The sequence below is a fragment of the Methanosarcina sp. DH2 genome (genome assembly GCF_020804225.1).
Lineage (GTDB): Archaea > Halobacteriota > Methanosarcinia > Methanosarcinales > Methanosarcinaceae > Methanosarcina.
On the sequence record NZ_WJBI01000004.1, the window covers coordinates 131,484 to 148,701 of the forward strand.

Annotated in this window: 14 protein-coding genes and 1 pseudogene; 9 read left to right on the forward strand and 6 right to left on the reverse strand. The window is 37.8% G+C overall.

The window, feature by feature from the left end; all coding sequences use genetic code 11:
* Positions 1-673: 673 nt before the first annotated feature.
* Positions 674-1,096, forward strand: coding sequence for a secondary thiamine-phosphate synthase enzyme YjbQ (locus FXV91_RS07800; RefSeq protein ID WP_229390020.1), 423 nt, complete (start codon positions 674-676; stop codon positions 1,094-1,096).
* Positions 1,097-1,142: 46 nt separating this feature from the next.
* Here FXV91_RS07800 and FXV91_RS07805 read toward each other — a convergent pair whose 3' ends face one another.
* On the reverse strand, positions 1,143-1,673 hold the full coding sequence (locus FXV91_RS07805) for a serine protease (protein WP_229390021.1): 531 nt from the start codon (positions 1,671-1,673) through the stop codon (positions 1,143-1,145).
* 1,019 nt (positions 1,674-2,692) lie between these two features.
* Between FXV91_RS07805 and FXV91_RS07810 the strand changes: the two genes are divergently transcribed.
* The 3 genes and pseudogenes from FXV91_RS07810 to FXV91_RS07820 all read left to right on the forward strand — a co-directional run bounded on the left by FXV91_RS07810 (position 2,693) and on the right by FXV91_RS07820 (position 7,952).
* Entirely contained in the window at positions 2,693-5,806 is a 3,114-nt protein-coding gene (locus FXV91_RS07810; RefSeq protein ID WP_229390022.1) for a PGF-pre-PGF domain-containing protein, read from the forward strand.
* A gap of 489 nt (positions 5,807-6,295) precedes the next feature.
* Entirely contained in the window at positions 6,296-6,736 is a 441-nt protein-coding gene (tnpA, locus tag FXV91_RS07815) for an IS200/IS605 family transposase (protein WP_229390023.1), read from the forward strand.
* Positions 6,699-7,952 (forward strand): annotated as a pseudogene (locus FXV91_RS07820) (transposase). The gene tnpA and the pseudogene FXV91_RS07820 overlap by 38 nt, the downstream one beginning before the upstream one ends.
* Positions 7,953-8,175: 223 nt before the next feature.
* Here the strand turns inward: FXV91_RS07820 and FXV91_RS07825 are convergent.
* Complete coding sequence (locus tag FXV91_RS07825; RefSeq protein WP_229390024.1) at positions 8,176-8,364, reverse strand: DUF2769 domain-containing protein; 189 nt, start codon at positions 8,362-8,364, stop codon at positions 8,176-8,178.
* 405 nt (positions 8,365-8,769) lie between these two features.
* Between FXV91_RS07825 and FXV91_RS07830 the strand changes: the two genes are divergently transcribed.
* Complete coding sequence (locus FXV91_RS07830) at positions 8,770-9,438, forward strand: hypothetical protein (RefSeq protein WP_229390025.1); 669 nt, start codon at positions 8,770-8,772, stop codon at positions 9,436-9,438.
* 130 nt (positions 9,439-9,568) lie between these two features.
* Here the strand turns inward: FXV91_RS07830 and FXV91_RS07835 are convergent, their stop codons facing one another.
* The gene (locus FXV91_RS07835; protein WP_229390026.1) at positions 9,569-9,958 is read right to left on the reverse strand and encodes a rhodanese-like domain-containing protein; all 390 of its coding nucleotides are present in this window, start codon (positions 9,956-9,958) and stop codon (positions 9,569-9,571) included.
* A gap of 451 nt (positions 9,959-10,409) precedes the next feature.
* Here FXV91_RS07835 and FXV91_RS07840 point away from each other — a divergent pair, with 451 nt between their 5' ends.
* Together FXV91_RS07840 and FXV91_RS07845 are read left to right on the forward strand one after the other, a co-directional pair.
* Complete coding sequence (locus FXV91_RS07840) at positions 10,410-10,886, forward strand: MarR family transcriptional regulator (protein ID WP_229390027.1); 477 nt, start codon at positions 10,410-10,412, stop codon at positions 10,884-10,886.
* A gap of 248 nt (positions 10,887-11,134) precedes the next feature.
* On the forward strand, positions 11,135-11,626 hold the full coding sequence (locus FXV91_RS07845; protein WP_229390028.1) for a GNAT family N-acetyltransferase: 492 nt from the start codon (positions 11,135-11,137) through the stop codon (positions 11,624-11,626).
* 331 nt (positions 11,627-11,957) lie between these two features.
* Here the strand turns inward: FXV91_RS07845 and FXV91_RS07850 are convergent, their stop codons facing one another.
* A complete protein-coding gene (locus FXV91_RS07850) occupies positions 11,958-12,329 on the reverse strand; it encodes a hypothetical protein (protein WP_229390029.1) in 372 nt (123 codons plus the stop codon).
* A gap of 915 nt (positions 12,330-13,244) precedes the next feature.
* On the opposite strand from FXV91_RS07850, the gene FXV91_RS07855 reads away from it, so the two are divergent.
* Entirely contained in the window at positions 13,245-13,919 is a 675-nt protein-coding gene (locus tag FXV91_RS07855) for a ferric reductase (RefSeq protein ID WP_229390030.1), read from the forward strand.
* Between the two features lie 474 nt (positions 13,920-14,393).
* A complete protein-coding gene (locus tag FXV91_RS07860; RefSeq protein ID WP_229390031.1) occupies positions 14,394-14,645 on the forward strand; it encodes a hypothetical protein in 252 nt (83 codons plus the stop codon).
* 148 nt (positions 14,646-14,793) lie between these two features.
* Here the strand turns inward: FXV91_RS07860 and FXV91_RS07865 are convergent, their stop codons facing one another.
* Both FXV91_RS07865 and FXV91_RS07870 read right to left on the reverse strand, forming a co-directional pair.
* Positions 14,794-15,564, reverse strand: coding sequence for a potassium channel family protein (locus FXV91_RS07865; RefSeq protein ID WP_229390032.1), 771 nt, complete (start codon positions 15,562-15,564; stop codon positions 14,794-14,796).
* 278 nt (positions 15,565-15,842) lie between these two features.
* The gene (locus tag FXV91_RS07870) at positions 15,843-16,973 is read right to left on the reverse strand and encodes a hypothetical protein (protein ID WP_229390033.1); all 1,131 of its coding nucleotides are present in this window, start codon (positions 16,971-16,973) and stop codon (positions 15,843-15,845) included.
* Positions 16,974-17,218: the final 245 nt, after the last annotated feature.

Sequence of the window (17,218 nt, forward strand, 5' to 3'; positions counted from 1 at the left end):
TTAACCTTTCAGTTTTTCATTCAGTTAATATTTTTTTGCCTGACTATTAAATAATTTTAGAGTAAGAATGTTACAGGTAAGATTTAAAAAGACGTTTTATAATCTGTTGGGATCTTTAATTTCTTACTATAAATAAAATTTATTGTATATTAATATTCTTACTTCGGTACTGCTATAAATTCAACCAAAAAAAACTATTTTGTAAAAAGCCAGCAACCAAAACTCACTGCATAAATAAGGCGAGAAGATATTATGTAATTTATCAATATAGAAATTTTTAACTAGTTTTCAATATAGAAATTTTTAACTAGTTTTCAATATAGAAATTTTTAACTAGTTTTCAATATAGAAATTTTTAACTAGTTTTCAATATATAAATTTTTAACTAGTTTTCAATATAGAAATTTTTAACTAGTTTTAATAACAAATCTGGACTTTTTCAGTAAAGTAAGTGGTCATCTTAATTGAAAACCAGTAAAAACTCAATCCAAAGAAACTTCAGGATTCCGTTTCTAGAATTGTATCTATTTTTTCCTCAATTTTCCTCGATTACGGAATAGTTTCTAAATAAAATTATGAAATTACGGAGACTGTTAATCTATTCTGTTAATCTATTTATATTACTTTTTAGGACTTGCAAGAATATATTAATCTAGCCTCATAATATCGTTTCATGCCTGTAGAAACAAGAGAAATTTCAGTCACTGGAAAAGAAGATTGCGGAATTGTTGATATCACTGAAACAATCTCAGAGGAAGTCAAAAATTCAAAAATAAGAGATGGAACAGTTACGGTTTTTTGCATCGGGTCAACAGGAGCAATAACCACAATGGAATTTGAGCCAAACCTCTCAAAAGATGTTTCAGAAACGTTTGATAAGCTGATTCCTCTGAATATGGACTATCATCATCATCAGACATGGGGCGATTTCAACGGGGGTTCCCATTTAAGGGCACTACTTATTGGCCCGAGCCTTACAATCCCTTTTGTTGAAAAAAGCCTGACACTCGGAACATGGCAGCAGATTGTATGCATAAACTTTGATAGGATTAAGAAGGTGAGGAAAATTGTGCTACAGATTATCGGGGAATTTTAAAAGAGATTTTATTTTCTTTAAAGAACTTTGTTCCTTTAAAGGAATTTCATTTCTTTAAAAGAGCCTTATTTCTTTTATCTTTTATTTCATTGTCGTTATCCTTCAGGCTGCGGATAATATCAGATGAAATTGCAATTCCCATGCAGGTATCCAGCGTCACCGAGGACATAAGCCCTATTACTTTCCCTGCCTGCATTATAGGAGAACCGCTATCTCCGGGCTCCGGCATATTATAGCACTGGAAACCGAGAAAAAGTAGTGAAGCCCCGGCATTAACCACCCTGCATCTGATAGTATGAATATCATTGACAAGCACAGCCTGTTCCAGTTCAGCTGCCTTATCAAGCACGGTAATTTCAAACATGCAGGCAGGGGGAAGCTCTATCAGGGCTAAATCAAAATCTTTCAAAATGCTCGAAACAGCGAGTTCCATTCCGTCAACTGTTAAATGATCTCCTTTTCCACTACGAAATATATGAGAAACCGTGACCATGTAAGGCAATCCTTTGAGTAAGATAACAGCGCCGATTGTACAGCGTTTTCCCTTATAGAAAAAAGAACCGCCTGATTTTATCATGATCTTTCATCAACCTGCTGATTTGTTACCTGCTGATTCACTTAGTCCTGGTTTATGGTATTTCAGGTGCTTAGATTAAATTATTTCTTAATTATATTTAGCATTATATATAGGCTGAAAATTAGCTTGCAGTTTTACCAGAGAAACAAAAAAGTTGATTTCATTAGTCCTGAGTTTGGGGTTTTGAAGGTTAATTCTTAAGAAATCAGGCAAAAAGGTATGGTTGATTGAATTACCTGGCAGGGCACCGGGGTCTTTAGTCTGTCCCAAAAGAAAAAGGACATTGCCGATGGAATCTCCGCTAAACTTCTTCAGTTCAAGCTCAAATCGATATGAAAAATCGATATGAAGATAAGTCGATACCCGTGAACTGGCAGTCCGGCCCTATAGTCCTCGAGACATCCATATACTGTCGCTCTGTCCAGCATCCTGCATCAATAACAGAAGCGCCTTTTAATTTCCATTATCCTTATCAGTGCCTGGCCTTTTTGGAACTGGTGATCGCAATTCCGGTCTAACCTTTCGACGACAGTGATTATACATTATCAAATGACTGAAGTACGACTGCTTACACTCCGAGATTATGCCATTTTTTTATTGATTAATCATTCATGAATACTTTTCAAACATAGCGGACTTAGGTATAAATATTATAATGTTGTAGTATCGTCTGTATAACAATCTTAGTATTGTTTTCCAATTAAATTTCCACTCAAAAGAAGGCTGCGTGTATGTTATTTGGTTTAATCTCTAATTAAATGAGTATTTTTGAACATATCACAGTCCAAACACGAAGTTATGCCGGGGACATATTCTGGGGGTATAATGAAGTTGCAGCATACTAAAAAGGAAAATTCTCACTCTATTTATCAAAAAAGAAGCTTTTGCATTAGAATTGGAAAAGGGAGGCTTTTGAATCGCTGCATAAGAGAAAAACGTTTAATATTGTCTTTTAAAGGGGTCTGATCACGATGAAATTTCACAATTTAAAACCATACGTAAAATATGGATTATTTCTCATGGTTATAATTAGTCTGGTTGGCACTGCATATGCAGATACGGATCAACTTGTGTACTATAACTGGTGTGAAGACAATGGAAATACTATAGTTGATAATTCTGGACATGGAAATGATGGTATAAATGATGGCAGTACAACTTTTATTTTGCCAACCGGAAAAATTGCAAGGCATTTTAACGGACAAAACAGAGTAACAATACCTGACAATGAACAACTGGCATTCACTGATCCATATATAACATTTGGGGTGTTTTTCCGTTATAATTACGACAATACAACTAATCCGACTAATTGCACATATTTAGTTTCTAAAGGCAATAACACATGCAGTATCAGTATTGATCATACGAATTCAATACTGGTTTATGAAATTTATGTAGATGGTCATGCTATTTCCGGCTATAGTGAGAGTCAGATAGAGCCTGATGAAGATTATGAGGCTATTGTGACATATGATGGTTCTCATGCTCAATTGTACATCAATGGAATTGCCAACGGAAAAGGTGTAGATTATACGGCAACTACTTTAAGTTCCAGCTATAACACGGATAGCTGGACGATAGGGTCATCGCCTGATACCACATACGGACTAAATGGGGAAATATATGCTTTTTATGTGTATGACAGAACGTTAGGTTCATCTGAAATATTAGATTTATATGTAAATGATATCCACAGCATAAGGGATTCAAATAAACCAGGAGGCATTGCTCTATCATGGGACGATGCCGGAAATATCCATACATGTTATCAATATCTGTCAATATTCCAGCAGTATGACGCTACGTGCACTATGAATATAAATAAAGTAAGCCACAGACCACAGACTGTAATAAATGAATTAAATGAGCTGCATTCGGCTGGATGGGAAATAGCCGGGCATGGGTACAATCACGTAAATTCGGTTCAATTCTTAAACAATAATACTTCTGCAGCGTGGCTGGATCAGGAAATATTCCCGAACATCGTAGAAATCACCCGTTATGGTTATCCATCTTATACCTTAGCATATCCCTATTCGGCCAGAAATCCAACGACTGATGCAATACTAGCTCCATATTTCAGGACTCTTAGAACAGGGGTCCCCTCGATCATAAATAATAATGTAAATGAGACACCGCTGGCTTATTATGATTGGGACAATTCTCGGCTCCTGTATGGTGTTGAAATAGACGACCAGAGGAATATTAGCTTACAATCTATAGAATATGGAATTGATTATGCAATAAGAACAGGCAACGTCCTGGTGTTATACGGGCATACAATTACTCCAGTTGTTACTGGACCATATCAAACTTCAACATCCAGACTGGATTCAATTCTAAACTATACCAGCCAGAATGGTGGAGTATTTTATCACATGGGAGATCTGGGTAATTCGTCCTGGGTGCGACCCTCCAGGTTTTCTAATGTGACTGCAAATTATACAGTTTCTACAACTAATTTATTGGTCGGGGGAAGTGTGACGTTTATAGATTACAGCGTCAACCAGACCACGGAACTGCTTGATTTCGGTGACGGTTCGCCTGCCAGTAGTACTGCAAATGTTATTCATACATATACAACACCAGGAACTTATACGGCTAATCTAACTGTAACAAATGACGTTTCCAGTCAATCAATGACCAAAACAATTACGGTTATTCTGCCGGCAGCTCCGGTTGCTAATTTCACCAGTGATTTCACAGCTGGATTCCCGCCACTGAATGTAGCGTTCACAGATACATCAACTGGACTTCCAACATCATGGTCATGGGATTTTGGGGACGGACATATATCAATAAGCCAGAACCCAACGCACACTTACTCTGCAGCAGGAAACTATTCTGTTAAGTTGAATGTGACGAATGACAGAGGATCAAATAATATTCAAAAAGTAAATTATATAACAGTATTGCCGCGGCCACCATCTGCTAATTTCTATTCAAATATAACATCCGGAAATATTCCATTAACTGTCCAGTTTAGTGACACCAGTACCGGGTCTCCAACTTCATGGAATTGGGACTTTGGAGATGGGCATACATCAATAAGTCCTAATCCAGCACATACTTATTCCTCAGCAGGAAACTATACCGTTAACCTGACAGTAAGCAATGCAAACGGCACGAATTCAAAAACTGCTGTTATAACTGTACTGGAAGAGCAGGGAGGAAATGAAAGTAAGGTGTTTCCTGTAGCAGACTTCAGTATGAGTGCAACAGGTGGCTATGCTCCCCTTTCTGTCCTCTTTACTGACCTTTCGCAAAACGCAACATCGAGGAGCTGGGACGTTAACAATGACGGATTAGAGGATTCAAACGAATCAAGTTTTGTTTATGAGTATGCTTCTTCAGGAATTTATACCGTTAAACTGACCGCAATCAACTCAAACGGCATGAATACAAAAACTGCTCAGATAATTGTGGATGAGAAGAGCAGCGGCGGAAGCAGCGGTGGCGGTGGCGGATCTCCTGAGCCTGCAAGAAATGTTGAAGTAAAGGAACTTTCCCAGGCCTTCATCACAAACGGAAAAGCTATACAGTTTGACTTTACGAAGAACGCAACCTGCGTAGTGTCTGTGGGCTTTGATGCAAAGAAGACTGCGGGCAAGACCACAACAATTGTCGAGCAGTTAAAGAATAAGTCCGCACTTGTCTCCGAATTGCCCGAAGGAGAAGTATATAAATCCTTTAATGTGTGGGTCGGAAATAGCGGCTATGCAACTTCGAAGAACATCGAAAACCCGGTAATATGTTTCAGGGTTGTAAAATCCTGGATACAGGATAAAAAGATAGACCAGTCTTCCATTGGCCTGAACAGGTACAGCGAGAAAAAATGGACTCAGCTTCCAACCACCTTGCTAGCGGAAGATGACAAATACCTGTATTTCACTTCCAGCGTCTCAGGTTACTCATCCTTTGCAATAACAGGTGAAACAACAGCAAACGAAACAGAAAATGAAGTAAACCCAGCAGAAGATGTGATAACGCCTAAACCTGAAACACAGGAAGATAAACAGAACAATACCGCATCAGAAATTGAACAGAAGAAAAGAATAAGTATGCCTGGTTTTGAAATGATTTATTGTATTATCGGGCTGCTTGGAGTGTTCCTGTATAGAAGAAGATAAAATTGAATAAATTGCAGTTAGATGGTAGGGATAACTGGTCCTACCATCTAATTCCTTACCTATTTTTAAGTTTGTTTGGGATTTTCAAAGTTTGTTTTTCAAAGGCGGTTTCAAAAAATATTATTAGCCCTGAATTTTGGGGTTAGAGGATTAATTCCCATGAAATAAGGAAAAAGATCCTGAGTATTCCTTATTGTTATTAGAAAAATTGGGCTTTCTAAAGGAGCTTTACATTAAATGAAGCAAAACGCCAAAAGTGATAAGCTGTTCACCCTTAACAGCTATGTTTTTGAGAGGATTAAGGCCTGGGAAATTTAGTTTTGGGAGGTCAGGTTAAAGCTTAAAGGAGTTAAGTTTTAACTTTAGGGCGGGAAGTCCCCTTCCTCGGAGGGCGTAGCCCGACAGGTGGGGGATGAAAGCYGTCAACTTCCAYAAAACAACAGTAGCATAATCATTTATACTTATAGTTACATCAACATAATGATAACTATGCAKTATAAACTGGATCGGAGAAGCCATTCTGTATATTCACTCCATTATCATTTCGTTCAGTGTGTGAAGTATAGAAGAAAGGCTCTAACRAATCCGCTRRTTGTTGATTTTCTCAAAACTAAAATCCATAACATAAGTGAAACTTTCGATGTTGAAGTACTGAATATTGAGTGTGATAAAGACCACTTTCRCTTATTATTCACAGCAAAACCTTCTCTTGATATTCCAAAGTACATCAACACCATTAAAACCATAACTTCAAGGGAGATTCGTAAAAACTTCCCTGAAGTAAAGACTATKCTATGGAAAGATATGTTCTGGTCAAGATCGTATTTTATAGCATCGACAGGGCAAGTAACCCTRGACGTACTTAAAGAATATGTGGAGAATCAAGGCAAATATGCATCTGACGAAGAAGATCAAGATCAATCCAACTGAAGAACAGGTAGATGTTCTCTGGCAATTATCTGAGCAGTGTAGACGCCTCTATAATTCTGCTTTAGCTGAAAGAAAAGAAGCATGGGAAACTGAACAGAAGAGTGTAAAATATGTGGAACAGCAGAATCAGCTTCCAATGTTGAAAGAGAAATTTCCACAGTACAATATAGTGTATTCCAAAGTACTGCAATCAGTCCTGAAAAAGCTTGATGCTAATTACAAATCATTCTTCTCACTCTGGAAAAATGGTGACAAATCTGCAAGACCACCAAAGTTCCGAAGTGGAAAATATTTCATGACTCTTGTATATAATCAAAGTGGATTCAAAATCAAAGATAGGAAAATCAGTTTCTCAMATAAAGCAAACGAAATTCAATTATCTTTCGAAATTGGAAATGCTTTTGATTTGTTGGCAATCAAGCAGATTGAAATCTRCAATGATGATCCATACAAGGGTAGAGGAAATTTCTTTGTATCAATAACATATGAAGAAAATCCATTAAAAGAGTATATTGATAACGATTCTTATCAAGCTATTGACTTAGGAATTACAAAAATAGTAACAGCAGTAAACACTCAAGGAAGATTCTTTGAAGTTAAAACACCACGTTCAGATCAATACTGGAATGCAAAGATAGATACAATCAAATCTAGAAGAGATCATTGTAAAAAAGGAAGCAATAGATGGGATAGACTGCACAAAACATATAGAAAGATGGAAGCAAAAAAGTCTAATCAGATTAARGATTTTTAGCATAAGCTTTCTAAAACCATGATTGAGAACACAAGATCTAATACAATAATTGTTGGTGATCTTAACGTAAAAAACATGGCTCAAACAAAGAAAGTAACTGGAAAAAGAAAACGTTCTCAGAACAGGTCTACTCAAAATCAAGGATACCTTTCTCGTTTTATCGAATTCTTGACCTACAAAGCAGAGCTTGCAGGTAAAAAAGTAATAAGAATTGATGAAGCTTACACCTCAAAAGAGTGCTGTGTCTGTAGAAAAAGACATGMTATGCCTCTTTGGGAAAGAACTATGAAATGTGATTGTGGAAACGTAATTGATAGGGATAGAAATAGTGCTATCAACATCATGAAACGGTTCTTATCACAAAATGCTTTRTGGACAAGCTATCAGAAGTTTTCTGATAATCTTCGACAAACAGGRTTACAGATGGATAATTGCATTACTGCARATATCCARGTGACGTAATTACTCGAAGGAAGCTCCGTCCTCGCCATCAGGCAGGGCGGGGTAGTTCACGAACGTAAATCCAATTAAACAAAAAGGCTGAATAAAGAGATTAGAAGCCAACAGGAAACAGTTTGATCTTTAAAAAATAGACAGCAGAAAGAGATGATAGGAAATATTGACGAGATGGCAGTCCTTACATGAAAAACAGAGGTACCGCCACCCTGCAGAAAGTAGTAAGAAATCAGGTTGCTTTGCCGTTCTGGCAGAAGTATTGAGACGGTCTACTTTCTCCGAGATCGTACTCTTTCCAGACATCACAGGTATTACAGATGCATTGCTTGTCAGGGTTAAGGTCCTGACAGGTGGCTTTGCCGGTCGAGCAGTATACTCCCGGAACATCCTCGGGGTTCGGGACTTTTTCTCCAGACATGTCCTCCATTGCTTTTTTGAACTTTCAAGTTTGTCCTGTGCACATTTGCTGTCGGCCTGGACCGGACACTGTGGTCATCTGCATTTGTTAATGTTTTCCCGTGCATAAGGGACTTCAAAGTCCGTGCCCCTTTCTCTGGGTGTTATAGAGCTTGTACCTTCAGATGAAGAATTTCTGCTTTTATTCATATTTATCCCCCGGATTAGTACTCAACTTAGTAGTCCATTTCTGGTTTTAGTTTAAGGGCATAAAAGTCTTTTCAGCTACATAATAAATATACAATAGTTATTATGGAAGACTTTATGAACATGAAATTGAGCAGTTTTATCGAGGAAAAATCAAAGAAATACCGGGGAAAAAGCTGCGAAATAGAAGTTTTATATTTATAAAAATTGACATTACATTATGAGAAGAAAGGATAAGGTACGAGTGGGAATATACCTGTCATATTTTGTTTTTATAGTCGTTATAGGAACAGCCTCGTATTTTGTGAGCAATGTGCTGGATTTTGCATTATCTTTACTGGCTCTACTTCTGATGTTCTCTCCAGCACTCATACGGAAAGATTTCAGGGCAGATTTTCCAAGCCTCATTGACACTCTTATACTGGTTTACCTTTTCCTTGGGACTTACCTTGGGAGCTTTAAATCGTTCTTTGAGGAAATCTGGTGGTGGGACATATTACTGCACTTATTGATGGGAATTAACATAGCTTTAATCAGTTTTTCGATTATTTTCCGCTTGAAGGAAGTAAAAGCCCACGTTCAACTAAGCCCATTCATGATCGCATCTTTCTCATTTGCCATTTCAATGGCTGCCGGGGGAATCTGGGAAATTATTGAATATATCCTTGATACATTTTTCGGATTTGAATTGCAACAACCACACCCGGATACAATGATAGATTTGATTTTCGTATTTATAGGGGGACTTGTCGTTTCCGCAGGAGGCTACCTCTACGCAAAATATCCGAGAGCAAATATGATCGAATTAATGTTCTCAAAAGAGGAAATAGAAATCCTGAAAGAGGATCATCCAGAATTTAAAAAAGAAAAGGGACGGATGGAGCTGTGAGAATAGAACCTAAAGCTCGAAAAGATGAAGAAAAGGTATGATCAGCTATGGTTAGGTATGATTAGGAAGGATTAGGGAGGATTAGGAAGGATCAGGTATATTCCCACCAAGGCTTCCGACATTATAGGCTCTAAGCTTCCTGATCTTCCGAACTTAGAACCGGATACCCTGCACCTATCCAGGCATTAATGCCCCCTTCCATATTATATACCTGCGAATATCCGGAGTTTATAAGGATTGTACTTGCTGAAGTGCTTCTGTGCCCTGATCTACAGTAGACAAGCACTTTTTTATTTTTGGGAACTTCATTTATCCGCGCTTCAAGCAGACTTTCCGGACTCAAATTCGATCCTGAAGCATTGGTCACCGGAATCAGGGTTGCACCTTCGATATGCGATGAATTAAACTCGGAAGGCGTACGGACATCGAGCACAAATACATCTCCTCTTTCTACCATTCTCTTTGCTTCTTCAACACTTATGTTTTCAACCTCTTCAGGACCTTTTTCAGTCCGCGGCATAAAGTTCAGTATTACTATAAAAAATACGAGAAAAAAAGCAATATATACTAATTTTTGTTTGTTCACTCGGGCTCCTCCGGACTGAATTAATATAGAGCTAAGAGATCCTGGGGAAGGCTAGGAACTCTTAAACTGTCGCCAGAGAATACAAGCTTATTTAAATATAAAACAATTCCGAGTATCACAAAGTTTCCTGAAGTATTCTAAAAATCTTAGCCCTGCTCTAACATCTTTAACTTTAACAACATACTTATTTGCGGGTATTTGTAAACCCGTTTTATATATCCTTAGTAAATACTTTTTCACATGAACTAAAGCATTCAAAATAGACCTGAAGCTTTCAGCAAGCCCACACGAAAAGTGAGCCTTATAATGTAAAAAAGAATATAAGAGACTCGCTTTCATTTTGGGGTATAAAAGGCAAATTAAAACATTACTGAGGATGCAGCAAGTGAATAAATTAAGCCTGGACGAAAAAGTAGATTCTCTGATAGGGAGTGGAATCCGAATCCTGAATAAAGCGTATGCACTGGAGAAAAAACCTGTAGATATAGGACACGGTGTACTTCTCTACCCCTCGGAATTCCATGTAATTGAAATTGTTGGAAAGAACCCGACAGAAAACCTGACTTCTATAGCTTTCCACCTTGGAGTGACAAAAGGGGCAATCTCCCAGATGGTCAAAAAACTCGAGAAAAAGGGACTTGTAAAAAAGGTCCACACTCCTGCAAATAAAAAAGACATTATGCTTGAACTGACAGATTTCGGCAGGGAAGCTTTCGATTGGCATAGATCCCTTCATGAATCAATTGAGAAAGGAATAAGGAAAGAGCTTGAGCGGATGAACGATGCCGAGATAGAGGCATTTCTTAGAGTCTACGGGCATATTGAAGGAATGTTTGACCGGTGTATGGAGAGATACGAATAAGTGGAATTCAGGGCCAAAAACAGGAAAAAGGAACAAATTCAGCCTTATAGTTGAAATTTGAAACTTCAGCCTGAGAGAAACTTTTTGTTTAGCAGCTAAATTAAAATAGTAAGTATGTGAATAGATAGTATACCTGCTATACCATATAGAATTAATAAAAGAGTTTAAAAAAGTATAGTAAGGAAACAAAAAAAGAACTTCTAAAAAGGCAAATAAGGCCTTTGAAGCAGGGAAAACAGGTGAGTAAAATGGAATTTAAATTCGCCCCTATCTCTCCCGAAGACCGGGAGGGTGTGATTGATACTTTTAATTACTATATTGAGCACAGTTTTGCCGCTTATCCCGAAAATAAAGTGCCATATGAATTCTTCGACTTCTTCCTCCACGCTATTTCAGGGTATCCAAATGCTGTTGTAAAAGACGAAAATAAAACATTACTGGGTTTTTGTATGCTCCGTCCCCATTCGCCAATGCCCACTTTTTCCGCAACAGCCGAAATCTCATATTTTATCAGTCCCGAGTATACGGGAAAAGGAATAGGCTCCATGATGATGGAATATCTCCTTTCAGGCGCCAGGGAAAAAGGACTGCACTGTATCCTGGCAAACATTTCTTCCCTCAATGAAGGAAGCATCCGTTTCCATAGCCAGCACGGGTTCTCAGAATGCGGTAGATTCAGGGAAGCAGGGAAAAAGAACGGGAAATTCTTTGATACTGTCTGGATGCAAAAATTGCTGTAATTACCAAACTAATACTCATAAAAAAATATAAAAAAGGGATAATTCGTAGATCAACTTTGACGGTTGCCGGTCAGCATCATATAGGACTTATACAGTTGAACCGAAAAACCAGCAGTATGGAATTCCAAACTGTCTACTTATAATACTCATAACAGATTGCCCATACTCGATTTCGCTCATCAAATGTGTAAGTCCTACCAGGAGAAGGCTCAATTTATTTACTGGAGATTAGAGCCTTACTACTCCTGTAATGATGCAGGTTCATACGAACGGGTCGTCGTTAGCTTTGCATCCAGTTATTTTGGACTTTTCATTTAATTTTTACATTCGGTTAGTATTTAGAAAAGCCTTTTCCATCGTCAAAGATATCCCCGAAAAGCATCCACAGGATATCAAAGGAAAAACAGTCATCAAACTTGTAACCTTTAAAGTCATATTTGTCTTTAAAGTCGCACTTGTCCTTATAGTCACATTTGTCTTTGAAGTCGTACTTGTCCTTATAGTCGCACTTGTCCTTATAGTCACATTTGTCTTTGAAGTCGTACTTGTCCTTATAGTCGCACTTGTCCTTATAGTCGCACTTGTCCTTATAATCACATTTGTCTTTGCTATCACACGCACTTACTGACGCAGCTGTCGATGCCATTACGAAAAAGACTGCTAGCAAAATGGTCAGTGTCTTTTTTATTCTTAGCTTTACCATTTGTTTACACTCCCAGAATTTTATTCTCTTGTACAATTTAGGGTCGCTGGTTTTTCGGCATACTTCCAGTCGGTAAATGCACTATGTATAATACGATTTTACCAATTAGTCTTAGAAGAGCAAATATCGTGATTAATTGGTAAATTCTGTCCTCGCCTTATGTGCCAATGAAAGTAATTCCAAATTACGCCAACGAATTGTACCAACAAGAGATTATTACCAGAAAGATATAATATATATAGAAATATAAATTAGGAACCTATATTATTTTAAGATATATAATGTGTGATATGTTTTTTATAAACAGGCTCTCAAAAAGTCATTTTTTTACAATATTTTTTAATCTAGGGTGCAGTTTTGATTACAAAAGTTACTTAAATTTGATAAAAATAGTCTTGTAAAAGTGATATAAACACTTGCTTAGGCAGTGTGCCGATTTTTTCTGTAAAATCACAAATTTCAATAAGTTTTTGAGTCAAAAATTCCATATCAAAAGATCCATTTTCCCCACAGTACACAATAACTTTACTTTGAATTTATTGCAAATTCGCGACACTGCCCTTGCTTAAGAATAGCTTAAGAACATAGGTATGAAAAAGAATATTTTAACTGAATTTAATTTTGAGCCGATCCCAAAACTCAGAACTACTCCTCTAAACTGCGAATTTTGAATAATCAATCGTGTTTTTGATCACGGAAAACAGTTCTGAGATTCTTATTGATTTTAGAGTAAACCTTGTTTTGGGATGAGCTCTTTATGTGATTAAAGTAATTAACATGTACAATCATATGGGGTAATTTTCGCCAAAATGAAGAGAATTATAAGGAACTTATAATAAATTTCTGGTGAAAATTCTCTATGCGGAATGGCTATCAGGATAAGATAATTAGCTAATTAATTAAAGGGGGACAAGTTTGGGTAGAGATGATACAGGAAAAAGTACGCGTAATCATAGTTCAGGCAGAGAAACTTCAGGTAAAAAGGCGCCGAATAAACAATTTTACTTAATTTATGCTATTATTCTGGCTATAGTTATTTTTATAGCGTACATCCTTCTGCAGAGACCTGGAGAAACTCTAAGGATGGTAGCCCGTTTTGCAGCAACATTCGGTTATCTGACAATTTTCATTGCAATACTTAGTTCTGAATACATGGCTAAAATGAGAAAAATATTAGGGTTGCCCTTTTTGAAAGCTCACCATAATCTGGCGAGGATAGGGATCCTATTAATCCTCATTCATCCTCTAACTCTTGCCATTGAAGCTCAGGACTTCAGGATTTTTTTGCCTGTATTTTACCCGGTGGGGGCATTTCTTGCGTTAGGAGGCAGGACAGCACTGTATCTCTTCCTGCTGGCTGCCGGCATTGCCATATACAGGAAAAAATATAAAAACTGGAAGAAGGTGCATTATCTCCATTACCTGGCTTTTTTACTTGTCACAGCACACGCCCTACTGATAGGCAGTGACTTCAGATTAGATATTATGAGAATGCTTGCATTTGTGATGGCAGCTGCTGTAACAGGTGTATTCATACATAAGAGGTCAGGTACGAAGATGAAACCTCGGAAGAATAAAGATAATATTTAACTGTAAGGCGGGAAGTCCCCTTCCTCGGTAGATGTGATAAATCGCATCGGACAGGTGGGGGATGAAAGCCGTCAACTTCCACACCTTCTATTGTTATTGGTTCTGCTTAACTACTTATACTCTGAAATTATTATAATATTCGTGCGTAATCATACATTACACCCTTGTGGTTACAAAGTAATGTAGACCGTACTTATATTTTGATATTGAGCGTTTCGCTCTATCAAAGAATGCCTTGKGTAYAGGCTTTCAGTAACTTGTTACTGGGAATCTACGATAAACAGGCTCCCAGAGGAACTGAGATTCCCAGGAATCGAAGCCATATGAAAGGATGTACTCGTAGGAAGCACCTTCCTCAAAATCTGAGTTTACGAAGGTTTTAGGTGGACGTAGTTCACGTTTCCAATACAAAACGTGTATTTTACTGAACTATGTGCGGAAAAAAGATATATTAGTAAAATATATTTTTCGCCCATGGTTGAATTTTCAGTTATAGTAGGCTCAACAGGAGTACTCCTGTTGCTACTGGCATTTCTTCTTAATCTCTTCAAGATCTTGATGCAGGATACAAAGACCTATGCAATACTAAACATAGTCGGTGCAGGGCTATCGTGCTATGCTTCGGTACTTATTGACTACGTGCCTTTCGTGGTTCTTGAAGGGACATGGGCGCTCGTGGCCTTTATCGGGCTTATCAGGCTGTTTAAAGTCCCTGATGAAAATTAAAAAGGAGTAAAGTGAGAAGAAACAGCTAGTGTCATGACAACTTAATTATGGGGCATTAACATTTAGATTACCCCTCATACGTAGTCTTTTTTAGTAATTATGATAGCTCATAAATAAATTTCCTAGACACCAGGATTTACAGAGAATTTTACTTAAAATTATTTTTTTCCCTTTCTGAAAGCCTGCTAATTTCACTGGAAAGTCGCTGTACTTCCTGACGCAACTCCGTGATCTCTTTTGAGGATGTTTCCTTTTCTTTTCCGACAAGTAGACTGGCAAGAGCTGCAGTTATGTATCCAAAGATTGCAAAAGCGTAAACAGATAATAAAAAAGTTAATGCTCTTCCTTCAACAGTTTTTGGCCAGTAATCGCTCCCTATTGTTGTCATAATCATGGCTGTCCACCAGAAAGCATCCCCGTAGGAACTAAGCCCAGGACTCTCAAAACTATACATGCCTGCTGCCCCGATAGAAGTTATTAAAGCAGTAAGGAGAAGGACATACTCCAGGCCTCTCTGTTTCATTGCAGTCCTGACAGTCCTTATACTTCTGTTAAATGAAGAGAGAACTCGGACAAGATTAAAAGATCGGATAAAACTTGTAGCTTTAATTACTCTGAACCCACGGAATAAACTGAAAATCCTTAACGCAGGCACAAATAGAGACAGAGCAATAAGCCAGTTTCCTTTTAAATAAACCTTTTTATCAGGAGCAATATACAGCTCAATGAAAAAATCAGCTATAAATATACCCCATATAACAGTACTTGCTGTTTGCAAAAGTGGTGAAAGCCCGTAGACAAAATCGAGAATAATAAGGATCAACCATACGATTGACAACAGAATCAAAGGAAAATCAAAAAGTGAATTGATCTGGCTAAGTAACTCTACTCTTTCTTCATTCAATCGATTTTTATCCATATATTTACTCTCATCAATATGATAATCGCATTAAAGTGAGTATACTCCTATGAGTAAAAGAAGAATTGGTAAATATAATAAGTCTTCTCAGAGCATTTATAGGTTCTTTAATAGCTATTTCAGTAAAAAAGTGTCTATTTAAAAACAAAAAAACTCTGTATACTGACTTTTTTAATTTCGAAAAAATTAAAAAATTTGGAAATAATAGACTGTAAGTATTACAAGTTTACAGCTTATATATCTCCTGAGTAAACTTCTAATCAATTATCTGTACTGCTTCACATATTGTTGTCATTATCACCGGCGTTATCATCCTCTCCGTCATCACCGACGGTGCCGACATCTTCACCTTCATCGACGGTACCAACATCTTCATCGTCACCGGCGGTATCATCTTCGTCGTCACCGACCATGTCATCGGTCATATTTCCAGTCATGTTATCGGTCACATTTCCGGTCATGTTGTCCATCATGTCTTCGGTTACGTTCATGAAATTAAGGATTTCAAGACCTTCGAGCTGAGGTTCGTCAAACGCTACATGAATGAAAGGCTGTTCCTCACCGTCTGGAAGAGTGTAATTGGTAGGTACTGGCTCTTCAACCATTGTCCCGTTGTCAGCCATGATCTTCTCAGGCATCACGAGGTGTACCTGTATGCCCTGGTGAGGTAATTCATTATCAAAGAGCAGCCTGTAACCTTCTTCATCCGAGCTTCTGACACGTTCGGTTGCCATAGCATGTATGACCCTGTCATCGCTGACAAGAGTGCCGTTTATATAAAGTTCTCCTACACCCCAGACAGCTCCGTATGCATAAGAGGTTGGCTCCAGGCGTGTATCTATTGATGATCTTCCGTGAGCGATTCCGTCAATTACCACGCCACCAAGAACCGGGTGGAACTGTCCAACGTTAGTGACATTTGTCAGGACTACGCGGTATTCGATTTCACCCGAAGGATCAGTAAAGTTGAATTCAGCTTCAGCTGTGTCCTCGGATTCGTTGACATCCACAGGAGTCCGATCTGTCAAATCCATGGTAAAGGAACCGTTGATACTCGAGAAATTATCGGAATAAGGTGTATCTTCTATTGTTGAATTGAACTCGGTCTCATCATCATTTACCGACCTGTTTTCGATCGGAACACCAATTTCTTCTTCAAAGCCCAGTGGCATTTCCGGAGTTCCAAAGATTACCGGATCGAGCCTCCGCGGACCTGGTAAAATCCATTTGACATCCCCACCAGATTCCTGGCTTACACTAACCTCTTTATTTGTAAGCGTACTAACGTTTCCGTCCGTGCCCAAATCTCCCTCTTCAGAGACATTGTTCTCTTCAGTTTGAGCCTGTGTTGATCCAAGAGAAAAAGCCAGACACATAACCAGCAGAGAAACTATCAATTTCATTTTCATTCTATACCCCCCGTATGCAAAAATTCGGCCATTTGTGCCGACTGCATTATATAATACCCAATTAAATAAAATTTATTTTAATATAAAACAATTTAATAATAAATGGGGAATTTATAAATACTTAATCTCTATTTAACTATGCTGAGGGTTAATCATCTTTTCAGAATCAGTAGGTACTTTGAAAGTAATATTTGTTATAATTTATTAAGTTCATACAGGCATGACTCATAGCTTGCCCAGAAACT

Excerpts from the sequence above, each read along its gene's own strand:
- FXV91_RS07835 (WP_229390026.1), bottom strand. The coding sequence starts at position 9,958 with ATGCCGCGGACTGAAAAAGGTCCTGAAGAGGTTGAAAACATAAGTGTT.
- FXV91_RS07825 (WP_229390024.1), bottom strand. The coding sequence starts at position 8,364 with ATGTCTGGAGAAAAAGTCCCGAACCCCGAGGATGTTCCGGGAGTATAC.
- FXV91_RS07810 (WP_229390022.1), top strand. The coding sequence starts at position 2,693 with ATGGTTATAATTAGTCTGGTTGGCACTGCATATGCAGATACGGATCAA.
- FXV91_RS07860 (WP_229390031.1), top strand. The coding sequence starts at position 14,394 with ATGGTTGAATTTTCAGTTATAGTAGGCTCAACAGGAGTACTCCTGTTG.
- FXV91_RS07865 (WP_229390032.1), bottom strand. The coding sequence starts at position 15,564 with ATGGATAAAAATCGATTGAATGAAGAAAGAGTAGAGTTACTTAGCCAG.
- FXV91_RS07850 (WP_229390029.1), bottom strand. The coding sequence starts at position 12,329 with ATGGTAAAGCTAAGAATAAAAAAGACACTGACCATTTTGCTAGCAGTC.
- FXV91_RS07870 (WP_229390033.1), bottom strand. The coding sequence starts at position 16,973 with ATGAAAATGAAATTGATAGTTTCTCTGCTGGTTATGTGTCTGGCTTTT.
- FXV91_RS07805 (WP_229390021.1), bottom strand. The coding sequence starts at position 1,673 with ATGATAAAATCAGGCGGTTCTTTTTTCTATAAGGGAAAACGCTGTACA.
- FXV91_RS07830 (WP_229390025.1), top strand. The coding sequence starts at position 8,770 with ATGAGAAGAAAGGATAAGGTACGAGTGGGAATATACCTGTCATATTTT.
- FXV91_RS07845 (WP_229390028.1), top strand. The coding sequence starts at position 11,135 with ATGGAATTTAAATTCGCCCCTATCTCTCCCGAAGACCGGGAGGGTGTG.
- FXV91_RS07800 (WP_229390020.1), top strand. The coding sequence starts at position 674 with ATGCCTGTAGAAACAAGAGAAATTTCAGTCACTGGAAAAGAAGATTGC.